A 20135-nucleotide genomic window follows, 5' to 3' on the forward strand; every position below is an offset into this window, starting at 1 on the left:
CTTTTCCGCGGCCAGGCTAATTTTCCCCTTGTCGGGACGTTTATTATGTATATACATTATCTCCAACGAGAGGGGATCGGCTGATGAGTCAATTTTCGACCACCGCAAAGGCGTCTGGTATCTGGCGCAATCTGCGCCTCGCGACCCTGCGCACCGATCAGGACAATCTCGCCCTGGTCGAAAAGGGCGCAGTGGCTGTCGTCGATGGGCGTATCGCCTTTGCCGGCACCGAGAGCGACCTGCCGGCCGATCTCTCCCGCACGCTTGAAGCCACGGATTGCGAAAGCCGGGTGATGACCCCCGCCTTCATCGATTGTCACACGCATCTAGTGCACGGTGGCAACCGCGCCCGCGAATTCCAGATGCGGCTCGAAGGTGCGTCCTACGAGGAGATCGCCCGCACCGGCGGCGGGATCGTCTCGTCGGTTAAGGCAACCAACGCACTCTCGGTCGATGCACTCGTCGAAAGTGCTTTGCCACGGCTCGACACCCTGCTGGCCGAAGGCGTTTCGACGGTCGAGATCAAGTCCGGCTACGGCCTGAACATCAACGCCGAGCTCAACATGCTGCGCGCCGCGCGCAAGCTCGCCAAGAAGCGGCCGGTGCGGATCGTCACCAGCTATCTCGCGGCCCACGCGACCCCCGCCGACTACAAGGGGCGCAACGGCGACTACATTTCCGATGTCGTGCTTCCGGGTCTCGATGCCGCCCACGCAGAAGGCCTGGTCGATGCAGTCGATGGTTTTTGTGAGGGCATTGCCTTTTCGACCGCCGAGATCACGCGCGTCTTCGACCACGCCAAGGCGCTTGGAATTCCGGTGAAATTGCATGCCGAACAGCTTTCCAATCTCGGCGGCGCAAAGCTTGCGGCTTTCTATGGGGCCTTGTCCGCCGACCATCTCGAATATCTCGACGCCGATGGCGCACAGGCCTTGGCCAGATCGGCCACTGTTGCCGTTCTGCTCCCCGGGGCGTTTTACGCGCTTCGCGAAAAACAGCTGCCGCCGGTTGAGGCGCTGCGTGCCGCCGGCGCGCATATCGCGATTGCGACAGACTGCAATCCCGGCACCTCGCCGCTGACCTCGCTGCTGCTGACCATGAACATGTCCGCGACCTTCTTCCGGCTGACGGTTGCCGAATGCCTCGCCGGCGTCACCCGCGAGGCGGCACGCGCACTCGGACTTCTCGGCGAGACCGGCACGATTGAAGTCGGCAAGTCCGCCGACTTGGCGCTCTGGAACATCGAGGATCCGGCCGAACTCGTCTACCGCATCGGCTTCAATCCACTTCATACGCGCATCTTTAGGGGCGAAAGGACCGGTCTATGACCATCATTCTGCATCCGGGCTCGGTTCCGCTTGAGGATCTCGAGACCATCTACTGGACCGGCGAACCTGCCCGCCTGGATCCGTCCTTCGACGCTGGCATCGAAAAGGCAGCCAGGCGCATCGCCGAGATCGTCGCCGGCAACGCGCCCGTCTATGGCATCAACACCGGCTTCGGCAAACTGGCGTCGATCAAGATCGATAGCGCCGATGTTGCTACCCTGCAGCGCAATCTGATCCTGTCGCACTGCTGCGGCGTCGGCCAGCCGCTTTCCGAAAACATCGTCCGCCTGATCCTGTCGCTGAAGCTCGTCTCTCTCGGCCGCGGTGCCTCCGGCGTGCGGCTCGAACTTGTCAGGCTGATCGAGGCTATGCTCGACAAGGGCGTTATCCCGGTCATCCCGGAAAAGGGCTCGGTCGGTGCATCCGGCGATCTCGCCCCGCTCGCCCATATGGCGGCTGTCATGATGGGGCACGGCGAGGCGTTCTTCGCAGGTGCCCGCATGTCCGGCGCCGAAGCCCTTGCCAAAGCCGGGCTGACGCCGGTGGTGCTTGCCGCCAAGGAAGGACTGGCGCTGATCAACGGCACGCAGACCTCCACGGCACTTGCTCTCGCCGGACTCTTCCGCGCCCACCGCGCTGCCCAGGCGGCACTCGTGACCGGCGCCATGTCGACCGATGCGGCGATGGGATCGTCGGCCCCGTTCCATCCCGACATCCACACACTTCGCGGCCATCAGGGCCAGATCGATACTGCCGCCGCCCTTCGCGCACTTCTTTCAGGCTCGGCCATTCGCGAGAGCCATATCGAAGGCGACGAGCGGGTACAGGACCCCTATTGCATCCGCTGCCAGCCGCAGGTGGACGGCGCCTGCCTCGACCTCTTGCGCTCGGTCGCGCGCGTGCTCGAAATCGAAGCGAATGCCGTCACCGACAACCCGCTGGTGCTTTCCGACAATTCCGTCGTCTCCGGCGGCAACTTCCATGCGGAACCCGTGGCCTTCGCCGCCGACCAGATCGCGCTTGCCGTCTGCGAAATCGGCGCGATCTCGCAGCGACGCATTGCCCTTCTTGTCGACCCGGCCTTGTCCTACGGCCTGCCCGCCTTCCTTGCCAAGAAGCCCGGCCTCAACTCCGGCCTGATGATTGCCGAGGTGACGTCGGCGGCGCTGATGTCGGAAAACAAGCAGCTTTCGCACCCGGCCTCGGTCGACTCCACCCCCACCTCGGCCAATCAGGAAGACCACGTTTCGATGGCCTGCCACGGCGCCCGCCGCCTGCTGCAGATGACCGACAACCTGTTTTCAATCATCGGCATCGAGGCGCTGACGGCGGTGCAGGGCGTCGAGTTCCGCGCACCATTGGCGACAAGCCCCGAGCTTCAGAAAGCCGCAGCAGCGCTGCGCGCTGTTTCGCCGACGATCGAGGAGGACCGCTATCTCGCCGACGACCTGCAGGCCGCCGGCGAACTGATCGCCTCCGGCACACTGAACGCCGCGATTTCCACTGGCATTCTGCCGAAGCTGGGAGCGTGACATGAGCGTCTTCGAAGTCCGCCAGGGCACCTCGCCGGTCATTCTCGGCTTTCCGCATACCGGCACCGACGTACCAGCAGAGATCTGGGAGCGGCTCAACGACACCGGCCGGCTGCTCGCCGACACCGACTGGCACATCCACAAGCTCTACGAAGGGCTGTTGCCGGATGTCACCGTCGTGCGCGCTACTTTCCATCGCTATGTTATCGACGCCAATCGCGATCCTGAGAATGTCAGTCTCTATCCCGGGCAGAACACCACCGGCCTCATCCCGGAGACCGATTTCGATGGGTTGCAGATCTGGAAGGATGGCGAAGCGCCGACGGAGACCGACACGGCAGAGCGCCTGCGCCAATTCCATGCGCCCTATCACGCGGCGTTTCTGGCAGAGATCGAGCGGGTCAAGGCGATTCACGGCATCGCCATCGTCTACGACTGCCATTCCATCCGCTCCCATATCCCCTTCCTGTTCGACGGCAAGTTGCCGGACCTGAACATCGGTACGGATATGGGCCGCACCTGCGCGCCCGACATCGAGAAGGCCGCTGTCGATATCGCAGCTTCGGCAGAGGGTTACACGAGCATTCTCAACGGCCGCTTCAAGGGCGGCTGGACCACCCGCCACTACGGGCGGCCGGAATCAGGCGTGCACGCCATCCAGATGGAACTGGCACAATCGACCCATCTTGCCGCCGAGGAGCCGCCGTTTGCGCTCGACGCCGACAAGGCAGAACGCCTGCGTGCACCGCTTCGGGCCATTCTTCAACGCATCGAGAACACCGCATTCGACCTTAAAACGCTGACAGGGAGCGAGGCATGAACATGAACAATCCGCGCCACAACATTCGCGACGTGCGCGCCCCGCAGGGCACCACGCTCAACGCCAAGAGCTGGATGACCGAAGCGCCGCTGCGCATGCTGATGAACAACCTCGACCCGAACGTCGCGGAAAACCCGCACGAGCTGGTGGTTTATGGTGGCATCGGCCGCGCCGCCCGTACCTGGGCGGATTTCGACAAGATCGTCGAGACGCTGAAGGACCTCAATGAGGACGAGACCCTGCTGGTCCAGTCCGGCAAGCCGGTCGGCGTCTTCCGCACCCACAAGGATGCGCCGCGCGTTTTGATCGCCAACTCCAACCTGGTGCCGCATTGGGCGACCTGGGACCACTTCAACGAGCTGGATAAGAAAGGTCTGGCGATGTACGGCCAGATGACGGCCGGCTCGTGGATCTATATCGGCACGCAAGGCATCGTACAGGGCACCTACGAAACCTTCGTCGAGGCCGGCCGCCAGCACTATGGCGGCAGCCTCAAGGGCAAGTGGGTGCTGACAGGTGGCCTCGGCGGCATGGGCGGCGCGCAGCCGCTGGCCGCTGTCATGGCCGGCGCCTCGTGCCTTGCCGTCGAGTGCAATCCGGACTCGATCGACTTCCGCCTGCGCACCCGCTACGTCGATGAAAAGGCCGAAACGCTCGACGAGGCAATGGAGATGATTGCCCGCTGGACCAAGAACGGCGAAGCAAAATCCGTCGGCTTGCTCGGCAACACTGCCGAAATCCTGCCGGAAATGGTTCGCCGCGGCATTCGTCCCGATATGGTCACCGACCAGACGTCGGCACACGACCCGGTCAACGGTTACCTGCCCAAGGGTTGGACCATGGCCGAGTGGAAGGCCAAGCGCGAGAGCGATCCGAAGGCTGTCGAAAAGGCCGCGCGCGCCTCGATGCGCGAGCATGTCGAAGCCATGATCGCCTTCCAGGACATGGGTATTCCGACCTTCGACTACGGCAACAACATCCGCCAGGTCGCCAAGGAAGAGGGCCTCGAAAACGCCTTCGCCTTCCCCGGTTTCGTGCCGGCCTATATCCGTCCGCTCTTTTGCCGCGGCATCGGTCCGTTCCGCTGGGCCGCCCTCTCCGGCGATCCGGAAGACATCTACAAGACCGATGCCAAGGTCAAGGAACTCACCCCGGGCAACACCCATCTGCACAACTGGCTCGACATGGCGCGCGAGCGCATCTCGTTCCAGGGCCTGCCGGCGCGCATCTGCTGGGTCGGCCTCGGCGATCGCCATCGCCTCGGCCTCGCCTTCAACGAAATGGTCCGGAACGGCGAGCTCAAGGCGCCTGTCGTCATCGGCCGCGACCATCTCGACTCCGGCTCGGTCGCCTCGCCGAACCGCGAGACCGAAGCGATGAAGGACGGCTCGGACGCCGTCTCGGACTGGCCGCTGCTCAACGCGCTCCTCAACACCGCGTCCGGTGCCACCTGGGTGTCGCTGCATCATGGCGGCGGCGTCGGCATGGGCTTCTCGCAGCATTCCGGCGTCGTCATCTGCGCCGATGGCACGGATGACGCCGCCAAGCGCCTTGAGCGCGTGCTCTGGAACGACCCGGCCACCGGCGTGATGCGCCACGCCGATGCCGGCTACGACATCGCACTTGATTGCGCCAAGGACAAGGGCCTGCGCCTGCCGGGCATTCTCGGCAACTGATGAACGACAAGGGGCGTCGGATTGGCGCCCCTTCCTCTCGTCTTTAGGGTGAGACTGTTTTACGGTTGCCACCTTCAAGGAAGAGCAACAACCCGAGGCCCGCCAGTCCTCCGAGGCCTCCTAAAAGTGCGGTTCCCGAATAGTCGCTGACGCGCGTGCCGAGCGCAAAGAGTGCCGCGCAAATGCCGCCGCTCATGAAGATGTTGACCGAGATAAGCGAGCTTCCCAGCCCTGGCCGGTCTGCAATCAGCTCCTGCAGGTAGGTTATCGGGATCGTGATGAGCGCGGCAGCACCGAATGCGCTGATCACGGTCAGTGCATAGATGTGCCAAGGTGCCGACGACAGTCCGAGCAGGACCATGTAGCCGATATAAACGACCGTGCCGACCGCCAGCGCCTTGGCGGGCAGCAGGCTCAGCTGGATGCGAGCCCAGACGAGAATGAAAACCACCTCCAAGAAGGCGACGACGCCGACAATGATACCGATATCCGTGACGCTGCCGCCGACTGCGTCGGTCAAGATCAGCGGCAGGACGGCCGCGTTGATGTGCAACGTCGAGGTGATCATCGCGACGGCGACGACGCGCGCGAAAATGCGCGGTGCGAGGATCTCGCCAAAGGACGTCCAATAGGAAAGACGCCGCCCCAGGCCGGGATCGACGCCCTGCTCGTTCGGTAGGGAGAAATAGACCAGCAGCAGGTTGGCCGCGCATCCGAGACTGGCAAGCAGATAGGCGGGGAGCATGCTCTGGCCACCGGCCAGTGCAAAGCCCACCAGCCCCGGCACCAATACCCAGGCAAGCGAGATCGCGGCGCGGGCGCCGGTCGTCAGGGCGCCGGCATCCTGACCGCTCATGCGTCGCGCGACACTGCGGACATTGGCAAAGAGCAGCGTGTAGAGTGCGCCATAAATCGGCAGGAACAGAAGCACGCTGACGACGAAGCTCGTTTGGTTCGGGAGGACGTAGACGATGCCGTAGCCTACGACCCCAAACAGGATCGCGCTCGACATCAGTACGCGATAATTGCCGATGCGGTCGGCAAGAATGCCGATGGAAACACTGACGATGACGTTCACCGTCGCAGCCATCAGGATCAGGAGCGAATAGAGGCCGTCACTCAGGCCCAGCTCGTTGATGCCGACCACCGACTGATAGGGCGACGTGGCGGCGCCGGCAAAGCCGAAGAGAAAGATCGCCAGCATGCTGACCCGGATCGACGGGTTGCGCATGGCGCTGAAAAGCGAGGAGGTCATGATGGTTCACGTCCGCGAAGCAGGCGATTTCAGGGGAGTGCTTGGCGCCGGCGGATTGCGCCGGCGGTTGCATTGCGGAGAACTGCTTACATTGATTTTGACCAGCGCGCCGAGAGTTTCGCCTCGGGCAAAAACGCAAATTCCTGATCGAAGGGAAAGACGGGACGCTGGCGGTGAAGGCTGGCAAGGCCGGCGATATCCTGGTTGACGACGCCGTCGGTCAAAGCCATCAGGTTGGGATTGGCGATCGGCGCCAGTTCCGGCGAGAGGTAGCCCGATTTGACCACCAGCAGCCGGACCGATTGCGGGTCGAGACCCAACCGTCGAAAATCCTCGATGTTGTGGTAGGGCCGACGTCGCGCCGAAAGCACGACGTCGATCGCGCCGGCACGCACGACCGCCTGGCGTTCCTTTTCCGGACCGGGATCGTCAAGCCGAACAACTTCCACCAGCATTTCGGCAACCGGGCTTGCCGCGTCGAGGCTGCCGCCGATCTTCAGCATCAGGGTTTCGCCTACACCGGCAGCAAAACAGGCGTCGACTGCGGGACGGTCGGCGATCCCTGCGATGAGCGCGCCGCGCCATCCGCGCGCCAGCAGGGCCTTCAGCACGTCCGCCCTGTCACCAACGCCGCCACCGGTCGGGTTGTCGCCGGAGTCGGCAAGGATGATCGGGGTTGTCGTCGCCTTTTCGGCGATATCGAGCATGGTATCCAGCGGCCCTGTGACCGGACCGAAGCGGAAGTTGTGACGTTGCGCCCAGTAGGCTGCTGCGATGTCAACGGCGGCCTGCTCGGCAGCGGCCTGATCGGTCGCGGTGACCACGGCGCAGGCCGTTGCACGCGGCTCGTCCGCCCAGACATAGCCGACCATCAGGTTGGCATCGAGCACGCCCGGTCTGGCGTCGATGTCAGGCAGCGCTCGGTAGAGGCTCCTGGCCGGTTCATCTTCGGTCGACGTGCATTCCCCCGGCAGCAACACAGGGATCCTGGCCCAGGCCACACCTGGACGCGTACCGCTGCGCAGCGCCGAAATGAGCATCGTCCAGGCACGGATCATCGTTTCGCGTGTGTCGATGTGCGGCGCGGTGCGATAGCCGGCAAAGATGTCGATCTGGTCGATGATGCGCTGACTGACATTCCCGTGCAGATCGTAGCTGGTCGCGATCGGGCAGTCCGGGCCAACGAGAGATCTCGCCGCCGAAATCCAGTCTCCCTCGGCATCCTCCATGCCGTCGACCTTGATCGCCCCGTGCATGGCAAGATAGAGCCCGTCGATCGGCAAGGCCTGCTGCAGCCGATCGAGGAACTCGGCCTTGAAAGCGTCATAGGCCGCTCGTGAGACCGGCCCGCCGGGTACAGCGCGGGCATGCAACAGCGGCAGATGCTCGATACCCTCGGCGTTCAGAAAGTCGAAATACTCTGCCTGAAGCAGCTCTGCACCACGCAACACCCTAAAATCTTCAGTCGCCATCAGCACCGGCGAATAGGTGCTGCATTCCGTGTGGATACCGCCGACGGCGATGCGCATGAAAGCTCCTGTCACAGTTTCGGGCTCAACGGAGCGATCACGGCAAAGCGCTGCCAGTCCTTGGCCGATTTCGGAGTCCATGCGGCTTCGGCAATGGCACAAAGCCTCGGGAAGACCAGCCGGTTGAAATAGCCGCGTGACAGGAAATGCTCCGACCAGATGCAGGCCTGCACGCCCTTCATGCGAGACTTCAGCTCTTCCGGAAATTCCCCTTCGGCGTCATAGCCATAGGTGTGTGCCGGCGTCGCCGTCCCGGCCCAGCTCGCACCCGGCTCCTGCCAGGCATCGGCCTGCGCCATGTCGAGATAATAGGCCTGCCCGGGCGTCATGACGACGTCATAGCCTTCACGCGCAAGCTCGATGCCAACCTCCGGCCGCTCCCACGCCATCAAGAGCGTGCCCTCGGTTGAAACGCCGCCGCCATGGGCGACCTCGTTCCACCCGGCAAGCTTGCGGCCTCGGACCGTCAGCATCTGCTTGACCTTCTTCAGGAAGAAGGATTGCAAGGCGAAGGTGCCGGAAAGACCTTCCTTTTCCATCAGCTTCTTGGCCAGCGGCGAGGCAAGCCAGGACCCATTGGCAACCTCGTCACCGCCGATATGGACGTATTGGCTCGGGAACAGCTCGACGATTTCATCGAGGACTTTTTCGAGGAATTCGTAGGTGAACTCGATCGCCGGATTGAGCGCGTTGTTCGGATAGCCTTGAACCGAGTGGTAGCTTTCCGGCGCCTCCTGACCATCAGCCAGATCAGGCAGCGCAACCAGCGTGGCGGTGCTGTGGCCGGGAATGTCGATCTCGGGCACGATCTCGACATGAAGCGCCGTGGCCTGCGCGACCAGCGCCTTCACATCGTCCTGGCTGTAGAACCCGCCGACCGGCTCGGCGCCATTGCCGAGTTGCGGCAGCAGCGGCTCGTCAGGACCGCGCAGGACCCCGAGCGTCGTCAAGGTCGGAAACGCCTTGATCTCGAGCCGCCAGGCCTCATCGTCCGTCAGGTGCCAATGGAAGATGTTAAGCTTGAACCAGGCGAGAATATCGATGAGCCGTGAAACGTCCGATGTCGGATAGAATTGCCGCGACACGTCGAGATGGCAGCCGCGCCAGCTATAGCGCGGCGCATCGGAAATCGTGCCCTGTGCCGGAAAGCGGAACTTGTCCGGATGCGTGCGCGCGCCGTTCATGAGTTGCGCGAGCGTCGTCAGCGCATATTGCCGACCGGCCGCACCGCCATAGGCAAGGCCGATCTCCTTGGTGGAAAAGGCAAGTTGATAGGCTTCCGGGGCGAGTGCTGCATTCTTCGAAAAGACAATCGCTCGTCCCTGGCTGGAGGCAACCAGGCTGAACGGAGCATGCCCTTCCGAAAACAACCGGTGAAAAAGGGCCAGCACCTCGCCCACCGCTGCGATTTCGTCAGGCGCAGCACCGGGTGCCGGGTAGAGAACGACGGGAAAACGGTCACCCGCCCATGCATCGATTTGCGCCGGCCATGGCTGCATCGAAAACGGCAGGTCGAGCTTGCCTTCGGGCAACCGCTGAGGCGGTGGGTCACTGACTGCATTTTCCAGGAGCAGGTCGGAGACGGCAACCGCCACATGCTCGCCGCTGGCAAGCGTGAGATAGGCGGACTTCGCACCATCCGTGCAATGCCTAGCGTTGCGGTGCAGGCCGCTCACCGTAAACGTCCAGCTTTCGCCTGGGGCAACCGTCAATCCTACGGGCGGCGCGAATTCGTGGAAATTGGCATTGCGACGCAGGAAAGTCGCGTTGTCGCAGGCCTCCGGTACGATCACGCGGGTCAACGAGGTGTAGACCAGCCGGAAGCCCGCGAGCGGCACAGCCGAGAAATTGAAGAGCGTGAAGGTGAACCGGCCGAATGCGCCGCCGTCAGGCTGCCAGGACGCTTCGAGACGATAGGAAACCGGCGCCATGATCTTCCTCCCAGAAGTCTTACAGTCAGTAGTGGCTTGATTGCGAGAAGGTTCGCGCGAGCTCCGCCTGGCCGGCCGTCAGACCGCAATCGACCGGCAAGCATACGCCCGATATCGCCGCGGCCATCGGGCCAGCCAGGAAGTGTACGGCGTTGGCGACATCGTCAGGGTTGACGATACGCTGTAACGGATACCAACGGCGGGCCTCCTCAAAGACCTGAGGATTGGCGGCAGCACGCGCTTCCCAAGCCTGCGTTCGCACGGTGCCCGGCGAAACGGCGTTGGAGCGAATGCCGAACTTGCCGTATTCGACGGCAATCAGACGTGTCAGGTGCAGAAGGCCGGCCTTGGCGACGCTGTAGGCGGGGTGCCCAAAGACATTCATGCCGTTGACGGAGGCGATGTTGATCACCGACCCGCGGCTCTCCTTCAGCATGTCTTCGACCGCGCGGAAGCACAGGAAGGCTGCCTCGAGGTTCAGCGCATTGTCCATGCGCCAGATATCCGGCGTCGTGTCGTGCAGGCTGACGGCGCGCGCAGCACCGGCGTTGTTGACGAGCGTGCGCACGATCCCCTGCTCTCTTGCAGTCGCCGCCAGTTTGTCGACGCTTGTCGCATCCGTCACATCACAGGCCACCGCGACGAACCGCTTGCCGTCGCCGATCTCGCGCGCAGCCTTCTCCGCAGCGTCCCTGTCGATGTCTGCAAGCAGTACGACCTCATGATCCTCGCCAAGGCGCCTGGCGATTGCGAGACCGATATCGCCGGCTGCACCGGTGACGATGGCTATGGACTGCGTCATGCGGGAACCTTTCGCGGCAGGTCAGTCTCCCAACAGCTGGCGGTCGTCACCGTCGCGGTGGGTCACCAGCTGTTGTTTGATGCGCCGAAGTGTGACCGTGGCCTGCGGCTGAACCCGGTAGGCAACGAGGCTGGAGAGAATATCGAGCAGCGCCAGGTAGGCGATGCGTGTGGAGGTCGGGCGATAGATGTTGTTGCCCTCGGGCAAATCGACAGGAACCGTAATCGTCGCCGCTGCCGCGACCGGACTGTTGCTCTGGGTCAGCGCGATCGTCGGCACCTTCAGCTCGCGCGCCAGTGTAAAGGCACGCACCAACTCGGCATTGCGGCCGGAGAAGGAAGAACCGATCAGCAGGTCGGTAGGACGAGCGGCGGCTGCCATCATCAGCTGCATGCTGTGGTCCGAACTGGCGGTCACGCGCAGACCGTAGCGAAAGAGCCGGTTCTGCAGCTCGCTGGCAATCATCGAGGAATTACCGCCCGAACCGAAGGCATAGATCATTTCGGCGGTTGCGATGCGCTCGACAGCCTGCTCGATCGCCGCGAGATCGAGGGAGCGATGCAGGAGGAACAGCGCGTTTTGCGCCTTGGTAATGATGTCCTGGGCGACGTCACCGGTTTCGCGGCTCTTCGGCTCCGGCTTCAAATAGCGCATGCCGATATAGGCGGTGCGCGCCAGTTGCACCTTGAAGTCTGAAAAGCTGTCGCAGCCGAGCCGCCGACAGAAGCGCGTGACCGTGGGGGGAGAAACATCAGCCTTGCCGGCCAACTCGATGATCGACGCATTCACCGCGAACTCGAAATCATTCAGAAGAATGTCGGCTATTCGGTTCTCTGATTGCGAGAGCCGGCCTTTTTCTTCCTGAAGTGTCGCGAAAATATCCATCGGCTGCTGATGTCCTTAGGGTCTATCAGCTTTCCTTCGGCTTGTAGGCGACGCAGTCGATCTCGACCTTGCAATCAACCATCATCGCCGACTGGACGCAGGCCCGGGCCGGTGGATGCGCACCGAAATACTCCTGATAGATCTTGTTGAAAGTCCAGAAGTCACGCGGATCGTCGAGCCAAACGCCGCAACGCACCACGTGTTCGGTACCGTATCCGGCCTCTTCCAGAATGGCCAGAAGATTGGCGATCGCCTTGTGCGTCTGCGGGATGATTCCGCCCTCGATGATCTCGCCTTTTTCCATCGCGACCTGGCCGGAAACGTGCAGCCAACCGTCCGCTTCCACCGCGCGTGCAAAGGGTAATGGCTTACCACCCGCACCGACTTGTTCAGTGCCATACCGTTTGATGGTCATGTGCGCCTTCGTGCAAATTATTTTCTTTGATCGTTGACAAATGACCATAGAAAGCTGAATTTGGCCAGAGAAAAACACCATTAATGAAAAGAATTTCAATTTAGGGCGAAAACATGCGGGATCCCTTCCTCAATCCGTTCCCCTCCTCCGACACCGCGCGCCATGCCATCTGGGAGATGCTGGTTCCGCGTGACATCGACGCTTTTCTTTCTGCCGATTGGTCGATGGTATCAGGCGATTTTGTCGAAGACGGCTTCATCGGTATCGACGGACGTCGCGAGACCAATCCCGACGATTGGCGCCTCACCTTTCCCTCGCTTGTCGCCTATCGCGACGAATGGCTGCGCCAGGCGAAAGACTTCGCAGCGCTTTCTTTCGCCGAAGACACGCGCACCGCAATCTTCACCACGACGACGCTTGAGGACATCGAGGTCAATGGCGACGTCGCGCTCGCACGCAAGAAGTTTGATGGCGGCTTGAAAAAGTCGGACGGCAGCTTCGACGTGATGCAATGGCAGACCGTTTATTACTGCCGCCTGCACCAGGGACGCTGGAAGATTTCCGGCTTCACCGGCTACCTGCCGAACCCGATGGGATCGGCTTGAACCAGCGACGCACGAGAAAGGCAACGGCATTGCGGATCTTCACAGCGGCGCTTGCGACGGAAACCAACACCTTCTCTCCCATCTGCATAGACCGCCGTGCCTTCGAGGCGTCGCTCTATGCACCACCGGGCGAGCATCCGGAGACGCCGACGCTCTGTACGGCGCCGCTCACGGTCGGCCGCCGCATTGCAGCGGAGAAGGGTTGGACGCTGATCGAGGGCACCGCCACCTGGGCGGATCCGGCCGGCCTCGTCAACCGCCAGACCTATGAGAGCCTGCGCGACGAAATTCTCGATCAATTGCGCGCGGCACTGCCCGTCGATGCCGTTGTCATGGGACTGCACGGCGCCATGGTCGCCGACGGCTACGAGGATCCCGAGGGCGATCTTCTGACCCGCATTCGCGCGATCGTCGGCCCCGACGTCCTGGTCTGCGCCGAACTCGACCCGCACAGCCACCTCACCGGAAAGCGCGTTTCGGCGGCGGACTTCTTCGTCTTTTTCAAGGAGTTTCCGCACACCGACTTCGTCGATCGGGCGGAAGATCTCTGGCGGATTGCCATCGATACGCTTGAAGGCCGCGTCAAGCCGGTGATGTCCGTTTTCGACTGCCGCATGATCGACGTCTATCCGACGTCGCGTGAACCCATGCGCTCGTTCGTCGACAAATTGATGCGCATCGAGGCAGAGGATCTCGACGTCCTGTCGCTGTCGGTTGTGCATGGTTTCATGGCCGGCGATGTCCCCGAAATGGGAACGAAGGTGCTTGCCGTGACCAACGGCAAGCCGGAGAAAGGCGAGACGCTGGCACGGGAACTCGGGCTCGAACTCTTTTCGAAGCGCGGAACCTTCATCATGCCGCAGATCGATGAGAAGCAGGCTGTCGCCGAGGCGCTAGCCGCAACCGAAGGCCCGGTTGTGATTGCCGATGTCTGGGACAATCCAGGCGGAGGAACCGCCGGCGACGCGACCGTGCTGCTCGAAGAATTGCTGGCGCGAGGCGCGACCAACGCCGCCGTCGGAACGATCTGGGATCCGATGGCGGTACAGATCTGCATGGCGGCCGGCGAAGGTGCTGAAATCCCGCTGCGGTTTGGCGCCAAGTCGGCGCCGGGAACGGGCAGCCCCGTCGATGGCATCGTCAAAGTCGTCAAGCTGGTGCGCAATGCGGAGATGCAATTCGGCGAGAGTTTTGCTCCCTTCGGCGACGCGGCGCTCATCTCTTATCGCGGCATCGACATCATCCTCAATTCGACGCGCGCACAGAGCTTCGATCCGAGCCTCTTTTCGGTGATGGGCGTCGACCCGCAGGCAAAGAGCATCCTGGTCATCAAATCGACCAACCACTTCTACGCCTCGTTCTCCAAGATCGCCACACAGATCCTTTATTGCTCGGCTGGTACGCCCTACCCGAACAATCCCGCCAAGACCGCCTATCTGCGCGCGCCCAGGAATATCTGGCCAAAGGTTGCCGATCCGCATGGCCTTGAGAAAGGCGCAGCCTAAAGCATGACGCGCAAAAGTGCGCCGCGATTTTGCGACAACGACATGCACAAAAACAAGAACTTAAAGCGCGACGAGCGAATCTGAAAGACCGCGACGCGCTTTGGCCCCGCTGCGGTAGCCGCTCGGCAGACCGGCCTCTTCGACCAAGCCTTATCCGATTGGATATGAAACGGCCGCCGTCCCCATCGTGGACGGCGGCCGATTGCATTGGGAATGATCGTCAGGCCGCAGCCGGATCGAGCAACCCCATGTCGATATCAGTGAGCTCTACACGCCGCTCAAGCGCGATACCCGCCTCGTCGAACAGGTGGCAATCAGCGGCGCGAATGCCCGTCAGCACCTGTTCTTCGGGGCGGATGGCCACCGTGCCCGGCAACATTGCGCAGTAGTTTTCGCCTTCGCCACCACCGATCGCGGCGTAGGCAACGGTGTGCGCACCGAGACGCTCGATCACAGTTGGCGTGACGGTCAGCGACAGGTCGCCCGCTCCAAGCAGAATGTGCTCGGGCCGCACGCCCAGCGTCAATGTTCGCCCGACCAGACCGGCATGCGGCCTGACCGGAACGACGACAGTCTGCCCCTTATAGTCGACCTCCACGCCGGCATCGACGACGCCTTTGCATGTCACGGCCAAGAAGTTCATCTTCGGATTGCCGATGAAACCGGCGACGAAGATGTTGGCAGGCTTGTGGTAGAGTTCGAGCGGCGCGCCCGTCTGGGCGATCTCACCGGCATTGAGGACGACGATCCGGTCCGCCATCGTCATCGCTTCGACCTGGTCGTGCGTGACGTAGATCATCGTTGCCTGCAATTGCCGATGCAATTTCGCCAGTTCAATGCGCATGTCGGCACGCAGCGCCGCATCGAGGTTGGAGAGCGGCTCGTCGAACAGAAAAATCTTCGGTTCGCGCACGATCGCCCGACCTATGGCAACCCGCTGACGCTGGCCACCGGACAGCATTCCGGGCTTTTGCTGTAGCCTCTGGTCGAGATGGAGAATGCGCGCTGCGTGCTCCACCTTGGCCTTCAGTTTCTCTTCCGGCATCTTTTCCACGCGAAGCGGAAAGGCAATGTTCTCGAAGACGGTCATGTGCGGGTAGAGCGCGTAGGATTGGAACACCATGGCGATCCCGCGTTTGACCGGCGGCAGGTCGTTGACACGTTTGCCATCGATCAGGATGTCCCCCGAGCTGGTCTCGTCGAGACCGGCTATCATCCTGAGCAATGTCGACTTGCCGCAACCGGAAGGTCCGACGAAAACGACGAACTCACCGTTTTTGACTTCGAGCTCGATGCCTTTCAGCACCTCGAATGTCCCGTAGAATTTCTGAACCGTATTGAGATTGAGCTGTCCCAAGAAACTGTCTCCGGCCACCGGCGAGAAGCGGCAAGTTAAATCTTACGCTGAGGAAGGGCCGCGAGCTGGAAAGTCCGCGGCCCCGATGGCCTTACTTGAACTGCTCGAGGTCGGCCGCAGCCTTCTTCAGTGCATCCGCTGGTTCGGCCTTGCCGGTCACCACGGCCTGCACCATCTCGATCATCGTGTTCTGCAGGCCCTTGTAGTCGAGGAACAGCGGCTCCGGCCCACCGTTGGAGATGCCGTCGATGAACGGCTTCCAATAGGGGTTGGCAGCAACCATGTCGTCGACGGCCTTGCCCGGACGCAGCGGCGTCAGGCCTTCCTGCGCTTCGTAGATCGGCTGGTTCTCGGGATCGGTCAGGAACTTTGCGAATTCGATCGCCTTCTCCTCGACGCCCGTGCCGCTGAAGACAGCAAGGCTGTCGGTGATCAAGAGCGTGCCCGGGCCCTTGGCGCTTGGTCCGAGCGGCAGTGCGGCGACGCCCCAGTCGATCTTGGTTTCCTTCAGGCGGTTGACGGCGCCGACCGATGCCTGGATCATGCCCAGCTTGCCATCAAGGAAGATCGCCCGCACTTCATTCTGCTCGTAGGAGGTCGGACCTTCTTCGGCGTAGGGAACGATATCCTTCAGTGCGGTCAGGGCTTCCAGGTTCTGCTTGCTGTCGAGCGTAATCTTGCCATCGCCGTCGATCACCGAACCGTCATTGGTGTAAACCCAATGCAGGAACTGGTGCATGGTGTTGTCGAAGGTCTTGGCGACGACGCCGAAGCCCGGAATGCCGGTCTTTTCCTTGATCGTCTTGGCGTATTCGAGTTCTTCAGCCCAGGTTGTCGGCGGCTTTTCCGGGTCGAGGCCGGCCTGCTTGAACAATTCCTTGTTCCAGTAGAGCGCCTTGGTGGAGAAGGCGACCGGGATGCCCCATTGCTTGCCGCTCGTCGTCACCGTGTCCATGATGTAGGGGTAATAGGCGGCTTTCTCGGCGTCCGAGAAGGTGATCGGCACGATCAGTTCGTTGTCGGCAAACTCCTTCAGCGTGCGCGAGCCGACATAGGCAAGGGCGACCGGCGTGCCGGCGGCGGCAAGCGTCGTCACCTTGTCCTGGCACTGTGCCCAGCCGACGACTTCCGATGCGATCTTGTATCCGGGATTTGCTTCTTCCCATTTCTTGATGAAGTCGGCGTGCGCCGGCTGCATCTTGTCGCCGCAGGCGATGAAGCTGATTTCCTGGTCGGCTGCCAGCGACGGCAGCGCCGTCGTGGCGAAGAGCGCCAGGGTTGCTGCAATCAATGAGGCATGCTTTTTCATGGTGGTTCCCCTTGCTTATGAAGCTCGTTGTTGCGGTTATTGTTTCACGGCGCCGGCGGTCAGGCCCGCGACGAGATAGCGTTGCATCAGGAAGATGAGGATGACGGCAGGCGCAATGCCGACGAAGCTTGCGGCCATCAACTCATTCCAGATCACTTCCTGCCGGCCGAAATAGGCATAGAGGCCGATGGGAAGCGGCATGTATTCGGTCTTCGAGTTGAAGGTCAGCGCGAAGATGAATTGCTGGGCGTAGGACCCGATGAAGGTGGTGATCGCGACGACGGTGATGCCGGGCATCGCGATCGGCAGGATGACGCGCCGCAACGTGTAGAAATGGCTTGCGCCATCGACGAAGGCGGCCTCGTCCAGTTCGCGCGGAATACGCATCATGTAGGTGCGCAGCAACCAGATCGCCGAGGGAATGAGAAAGGCGACGCCCGGCACGATCATGGCGAAATAGGTGTTGAGCACGCCGAGCGTGCGCATCAGCCGGAAGAGCGGAATAAGCAGAACGGCGCCCGAGAACATGTTGACCGCCAGGAACGCCGCCAGCAGCGGGCCGCTGCCGCGAAACTTGAAGCGGGCGAACGCATAGGCGGACGGCACGACGAGGACGAGCACGACGGCCGTGACGATCGTGGAGATGAAGAAGGAGTTGAAGATGTAACGGGCAAAGCCCGGAACGCTGACCCACATGGTTCGGTAGGCGTCGAATGACCCGTTCTCCGGCCAGAACTTGTAGGGCGAGGAAAAGAGGAGACCGAGCGGCTTCAGCGACACCAGAAAGCCTTCGACGAAGGGCGACAGGATGAACGCCAAGAAGACAAAGATGCCGGCATAGATCGCAATCAGTTCGTACCACCGGTAGCGGTTGATCATCGCGGGCTGGCTCATCGGCTGTCTCCCTGAGCAAGGCGGCTGGTGACTCGGAAATAGGCGAGGCAGAAGATCGACAGGAAGATGCAGATCAGAACCGCCCGAGCAGCCCCCTCCCCGTACTTTTTCGAACCGATGGCCGTGCGATAGGTGTCGATGATCATCGTCGTCGTCTCGCCGTTCGGCCCGCCCTGGGTCAGGATCCAGATGATGTCGAACGAATTGAACGTGGCGATCAGCGACAGCATCGACATCGTGATCATCGACGGAATGAGGAGCGGCAGCGTGATGCGCCGGAAGCGATAGAAGCGCCCCGCCCCGTCCGTCCAGGCGGCCTCGTAGAGATCCTGCGGGATAGCCTGCATTGCCGCCAGCATATAGAGGGTGACGAGCGGCACGCCGATCCAGACGTCGGTGATGATCGTCGCCCAGAAGGCCGTCGAGCCCCGCGCCAGGAAGGCGACCGGCCCATCGACGATGCCCCAATTCTGCAACATGCCCGAAATCATGCCGAACTGGCCGTTGTACATCCAGCCCCACATGAAGATGCCGATCGCCATCGGCACGATCCATGGCGGCATCGTCAACACGCGGAAGAGCGCGCGGCCCGGGACTGCAGCATTGAGCATCGTCGCGCCGAAGACCCCGACGATCATCTTGATCGAGACCGAGAAGAACGTCCACACGAAGGTGCGAACGATGACTTCGGCAAAGGTGCCGTTGAAGATCTTGTCGTAATTGGCCCAGCCGACCCAATTCGTCGTCTTCTTCAGCGACGCGTCGGTAAACGACAGGATGAAGGTATCGACAAGCGGATAGGCGACGATGACCGTGACATAGAGCACGGCGGGCAAGAGCAGGATCCAGGCGAAGATGACCGTGCTGCGTTGAACACTCATCCCGCTTCTCCTCTCAAGCCGCGCGCGAATGCAAGGCTTCGTCGAAGCGGTCCCAGATAGGTCTGAGATCGATTACGCTCCGCTTGCGCCGGGCCTCGTCCATCGACAAGGCCAGGATGCCCGCTTCGAGCGCGTCGATCGTCGAGACAGGTAGCGGGCGGCCGTCACGCACATGGCCGATGATATCGGTCGCCATCTGCTCGTCGGCGCCATAGTGCTGCGACAGTTCTGTGGCGGCGTATTTGTTCTCGATCACCTTCTTGCCGCTCAGCATCTCGTGCACGTCGAAATAGCCGCGAATGAAGTCACCCTCGGCCATGCCGCGCGACCCCATGATGCAGAAGCGGCGGAATTGATCCGGCACATTGAGGTTGGTGTGGAAGTTCATGCCGACACCATTGGCGTATTCGACGATGGCAACCTGGTAGTCGATGATGTCGCCGTCGCTGTCGAACACCTTGTCGGATCCCATCCAGCCGCTTGGCTTGCGATGGAAAAGCTCGAGATCGTTGATGCCCTCGCGTGCGGGGTCGTTTGCCGGAATGAAGCTCTTGCGGCCACCGAAGCTCGCCACCCGTTCCGGGCGGGCGCCAACGACACCGTTGTAGAGATCGAGGTCGTGGCAGCATTTCTCCAGCATGAAACTGCCGGAATAGCGCTCATAGCGACGCCAGTCGCGCATGAAGAAGGCGCCATGGTATGGCTCGATGTGCTCGGATGCCTCGATCGAAACGACCTGGCCGAGCTTCCCTTCGGCAAGGGCTGCGCGCAGGTCGCGGTACATCGGCGCGTAGCGCAGCACCAGACCGACCATCAGGCGCTCATGGCCGAATTTCGCCATCAGCTGCGCCAGCTGCAGGCTTTCCTGAACGGTCGTCACGATCGGCTTTTCGCTGAAGACCTTGAGGCCGGCCTCAAGCCCGATCCGGATATGATCGAGATGCATGTGGTTCGGCGAACCGATCATCAGGAGGTCGAGCTTTTCGTTGGCGATGAGCTCTTCAGGCGTCGCATAGGCCTTGCCGGCGGAGATGCCTTTTTCGACCAGACCCGGCAGGCCAGCCGGCGCCGGATCGACGTAACCGGCGATCTCGAAATTCTCATCCATGGCTTTGAAAACGTAGCCCAGATATCCCAGGCGGAATCCGAGTCCGATTATCCCGACTTTCATGCTCGCACTGTTCCCTTGCCTTATGGCGTAATTTATTTTCGCAGACTGGGACAGATTTTTGAGGTCGTCAACCCAAATCCGCGTATTTTGTAAAATTGTGAAATTCATTTTCATGGAACGCGAGAAATGCCGCTGCGGCAGGCATTCCCTAGACAACCAAAGAGGGTGCGACGACGACAACTCTCCGGCAGGAGGAAAGCGGTCCAGACCACTATACGTTGCGTGGGTGATTTCTGATCG

The 20135-nt window shown here is 61.7% G+C and carries 17 protein-coding genes; 6 read left to right on the top strand and 11 right to left on the bottom strand.

What is annotated here, in order from left to right; translation table 11 throughout:
* The first annotated feature begins 83 nt into the window (after positions 1 to 83).
* From hutI to hutU, 4 genes are read left to right on the top strand one after another with little or no spacing between them, the layout of a single operon-like run.
* Entirely contained in the window at positions 84 to 1328 is a 1245-nt protein-coding gene (gene hutI, locus HT585_RS26245; RefSeq protein ID WP_176355745.1) for an imidazolonepropionase, read from the top strand.
* Positions 1325 to 2860 carry a histidine ammonia-lyase gene (gene hutH, locus HT585_RS26250; protein WP_176355746.1) on the top strand — a complete coding sequence of 512 codons (1536 nt, stop codon included), beginning with the start codon at positions 1325 to 1327 and terminating at the stop codon, positions 2858 to 2860. The genes hutI and hutH overlap by 4 nt, the downstream gene beginning before the upstream one ends.
* A 1-nt stretch (position 2861) precedes the next feature.
* Positions 2862 to 3680 carry an N-formylglutamate deformylase gene (hutG, locus tag HT585_RS26255; RefSeq protein ID WP_176355747.1) on the top strand — a complete coding sequence of 273 codons (819 nt, stop codon included), beginning with the start codon at positions 2862 to 2864 and terminating at the stop codon, positions 3678 to 3680.
* 2 nt (positions 3681 to 3682) lie between these two features.
* Positions 3683 to 5356: a urocanate hydratase gene (hutU, locus tag HT585_RS26260; protein WP_057218298.1), complete on the top strand. Its 1674-nt coding sequence runs from the start codon at positions 3683 to 3685 to the stop codon at positions 5354 to 5356.
* Between the two features lie 43 nt (positions 5357 to 5399).
* Here the strand turns inward: hutU and HT585_RS26265 are convergent, their stop codons facing one another.
* The 6 genes from HT585_RS26265 to HT585_RS26290 form a co-directional block, all read right to left on the bottom strand.
* The gene (locus HT585_RS26265; protein ID WP_176355748.1) at positions 5400 to 6611 is read right to left on the bottom strand and encodes an MFS transporter; all 1212 of its coding nucleotides are present in this window, start codon (positions 6609 to 6611) and stop codon (positions 5400 to 5402) included.
* Between the two features lie 86 nt (positions 6612 to 6697).
* The gene (locus tag HT585_RS26270; protein WP_176355749.1) at positions 6698 to 8140 is read right to left on the bottom strand and encodes a M81 family metallopeptidase; all 1443 of its coding nucleotides are present in this window, start codon (positions 8138 to 8140) and stop codon (positions 6698 to 6700) included.
* Between the two features lie 11 nt (positions 8141 to 8151).
* Complete coding sequence (locus tag HT585_RS26275; RefSeq protein WP_176355750.1) at positions 8152 to 10071, bottom strand: beta-N-acetylhexosaminidase; 1920 nt, start codon at positions 10069 to 10071, stop codon at positions 8152 to 8154.
* A 25-nt stretch (positions 10072 to 10096) separates the two neighbouring features.
* Entirely contained in the window at positions 10097 to 10873 is a 777-nt protein-coding gene (locus HT585_RS26280) for an SDR family oxidoreductase (RefSeq protein ID WP_176355751.1), read from the bottom strand.
* Positions 10874 to 10894: 21 nt separating this feature from the next.
* Positions 10895 to 11758 carry a MurR/RpiR family transcriptional regulator gene (locus HT585_RS26285; protein WP_077501810.1) on the bottom strand — a complete coding sequence of 288 codons (864 nt, stop codon included), beginning with the start codon at positions 11756 to 11758 and terminating at the stop codon, positions 10895 to 10897.
* A gap of 25 nt (positions 11759 to 11783) precedes the next feature.
* Positions 11784 to 12173, bottom strand: coding sequence for a RidA family protein (locus tag HT585_RS26290; protein WP_176355752.1), 390 nt, complete (start codon positions 12171 to 12173; stop codon positions 11784 to 11786).
* A 113-nt stretch (positions 12174 to 12286) separates the two neighbouring features.
* On the opposite strand from HT585_RS26290, the gene HT585_RS26295 reads away from it, so the two are divergent.
* Both HT585_RS26295 and HT585_RS26300 read left to right on the top strand, forming a co-directional pair.
* Positions 12287 to 12778, top strand: coding sequence for a hypothetical protein (locus HT585_RS26295; protein WP_176355753.1), 492 nt, complete (start codon positions 12287 to 12289; stop codon positions 12776 to 12778).
* Positions 12779 to 12807: 29 nt separating this feature from the next.
* Positions 12808 to 14283: a M81 family metallopeptidase gene (locus tag HT585_RS26300; protein ID WP_176355754.1), complete on the top strand. Its 1476-nt coding sequence runs from the start codon at positions 12808 to 12810 to the stop codon at positions 14281 to 14283.
* A 220-nt stretch (positions 14284 to 14503) separates the two neighbouring features.
* Here HT585_RS26300 and HT585_RS26305 read toward each other — a convergent pair whose 3' ends face one another.
* The 5 genes from HT585_RS26305 to HT585_RS26325 all read right to left on the bottom strand — a co-directional run bounded on the left by HT585_RS26305 (position 14504) and on the right by HT585_RS26325 (position 19895).
* Positions 14504 to 15640, bottom strand: a complete 1137-nt coding sequence (locus tag HT585_RS26305; RefSeq protein WP_176355755.1) for an ABC transporter ATP-binding protein — start codon at positions 15638 to 15640, stop codon at positions 14504 to 14506.
* A gap of 91 nt (positions 15641 to 15731) precedes the next feature.
* Positions 15732 to 16949, bottom strand: coding sequence for an ABC transporter substrate-binding protein (locus tag HT585_RS26310; RefSeq protein ID WP_176355756.1), 1218 nt, complete (start codon positions 16947 to 16949; stop codon positions 15732 to 15734).
* Between the two features lie 36 nt (positions 16950 to 16985).
* Positions 16986 to 17843, bottom strand: a complete 858-nt coding sequence (locus tag HT585_RS26315) for a carbohydrate ABC transporter permease (protein WP_176355757.1) — start codon at positions 17841 to 17843, stop codon at positions 16986 to 16988.
* Positions 17840 to 18724, bottom strand: a complete 885-nt coding sequence (locus HT585_RS26320) for a carbohydrate ABC transporter permease (RefSeq protein WP_176355758.1) — start codon at positions 18722 to 18724, stop codon at positions 17840 to 17842. The genes HT585_RS26315 and HT585_RS26320 overlap by 4 nt, the downstream gene beginning before the upstream one ends.
* A gap of 13 nt (positions 18725 to 18737) precedes the next feature.
* Entirely contained in the window at positions 18738 to 19895 is a 1158-nt protein-coding gene (locus HT585_RS26325; protein ID WP_176355759.1) for a Gfo/Idh/MocA family protein, read from the bottom strand.
* Positions 19896 to 20135 lie beyond the last annotated feature (240 nt).

Source organism: Ensifer oleiphilus, assembly GCF_013371465.1.
Lineage (GTDB): Bacteria > Pseudomonadota > Alphaproteobacteria > Rhizobiales > Rhizobiaceae > Ensifer > Ensifer oleiphilus.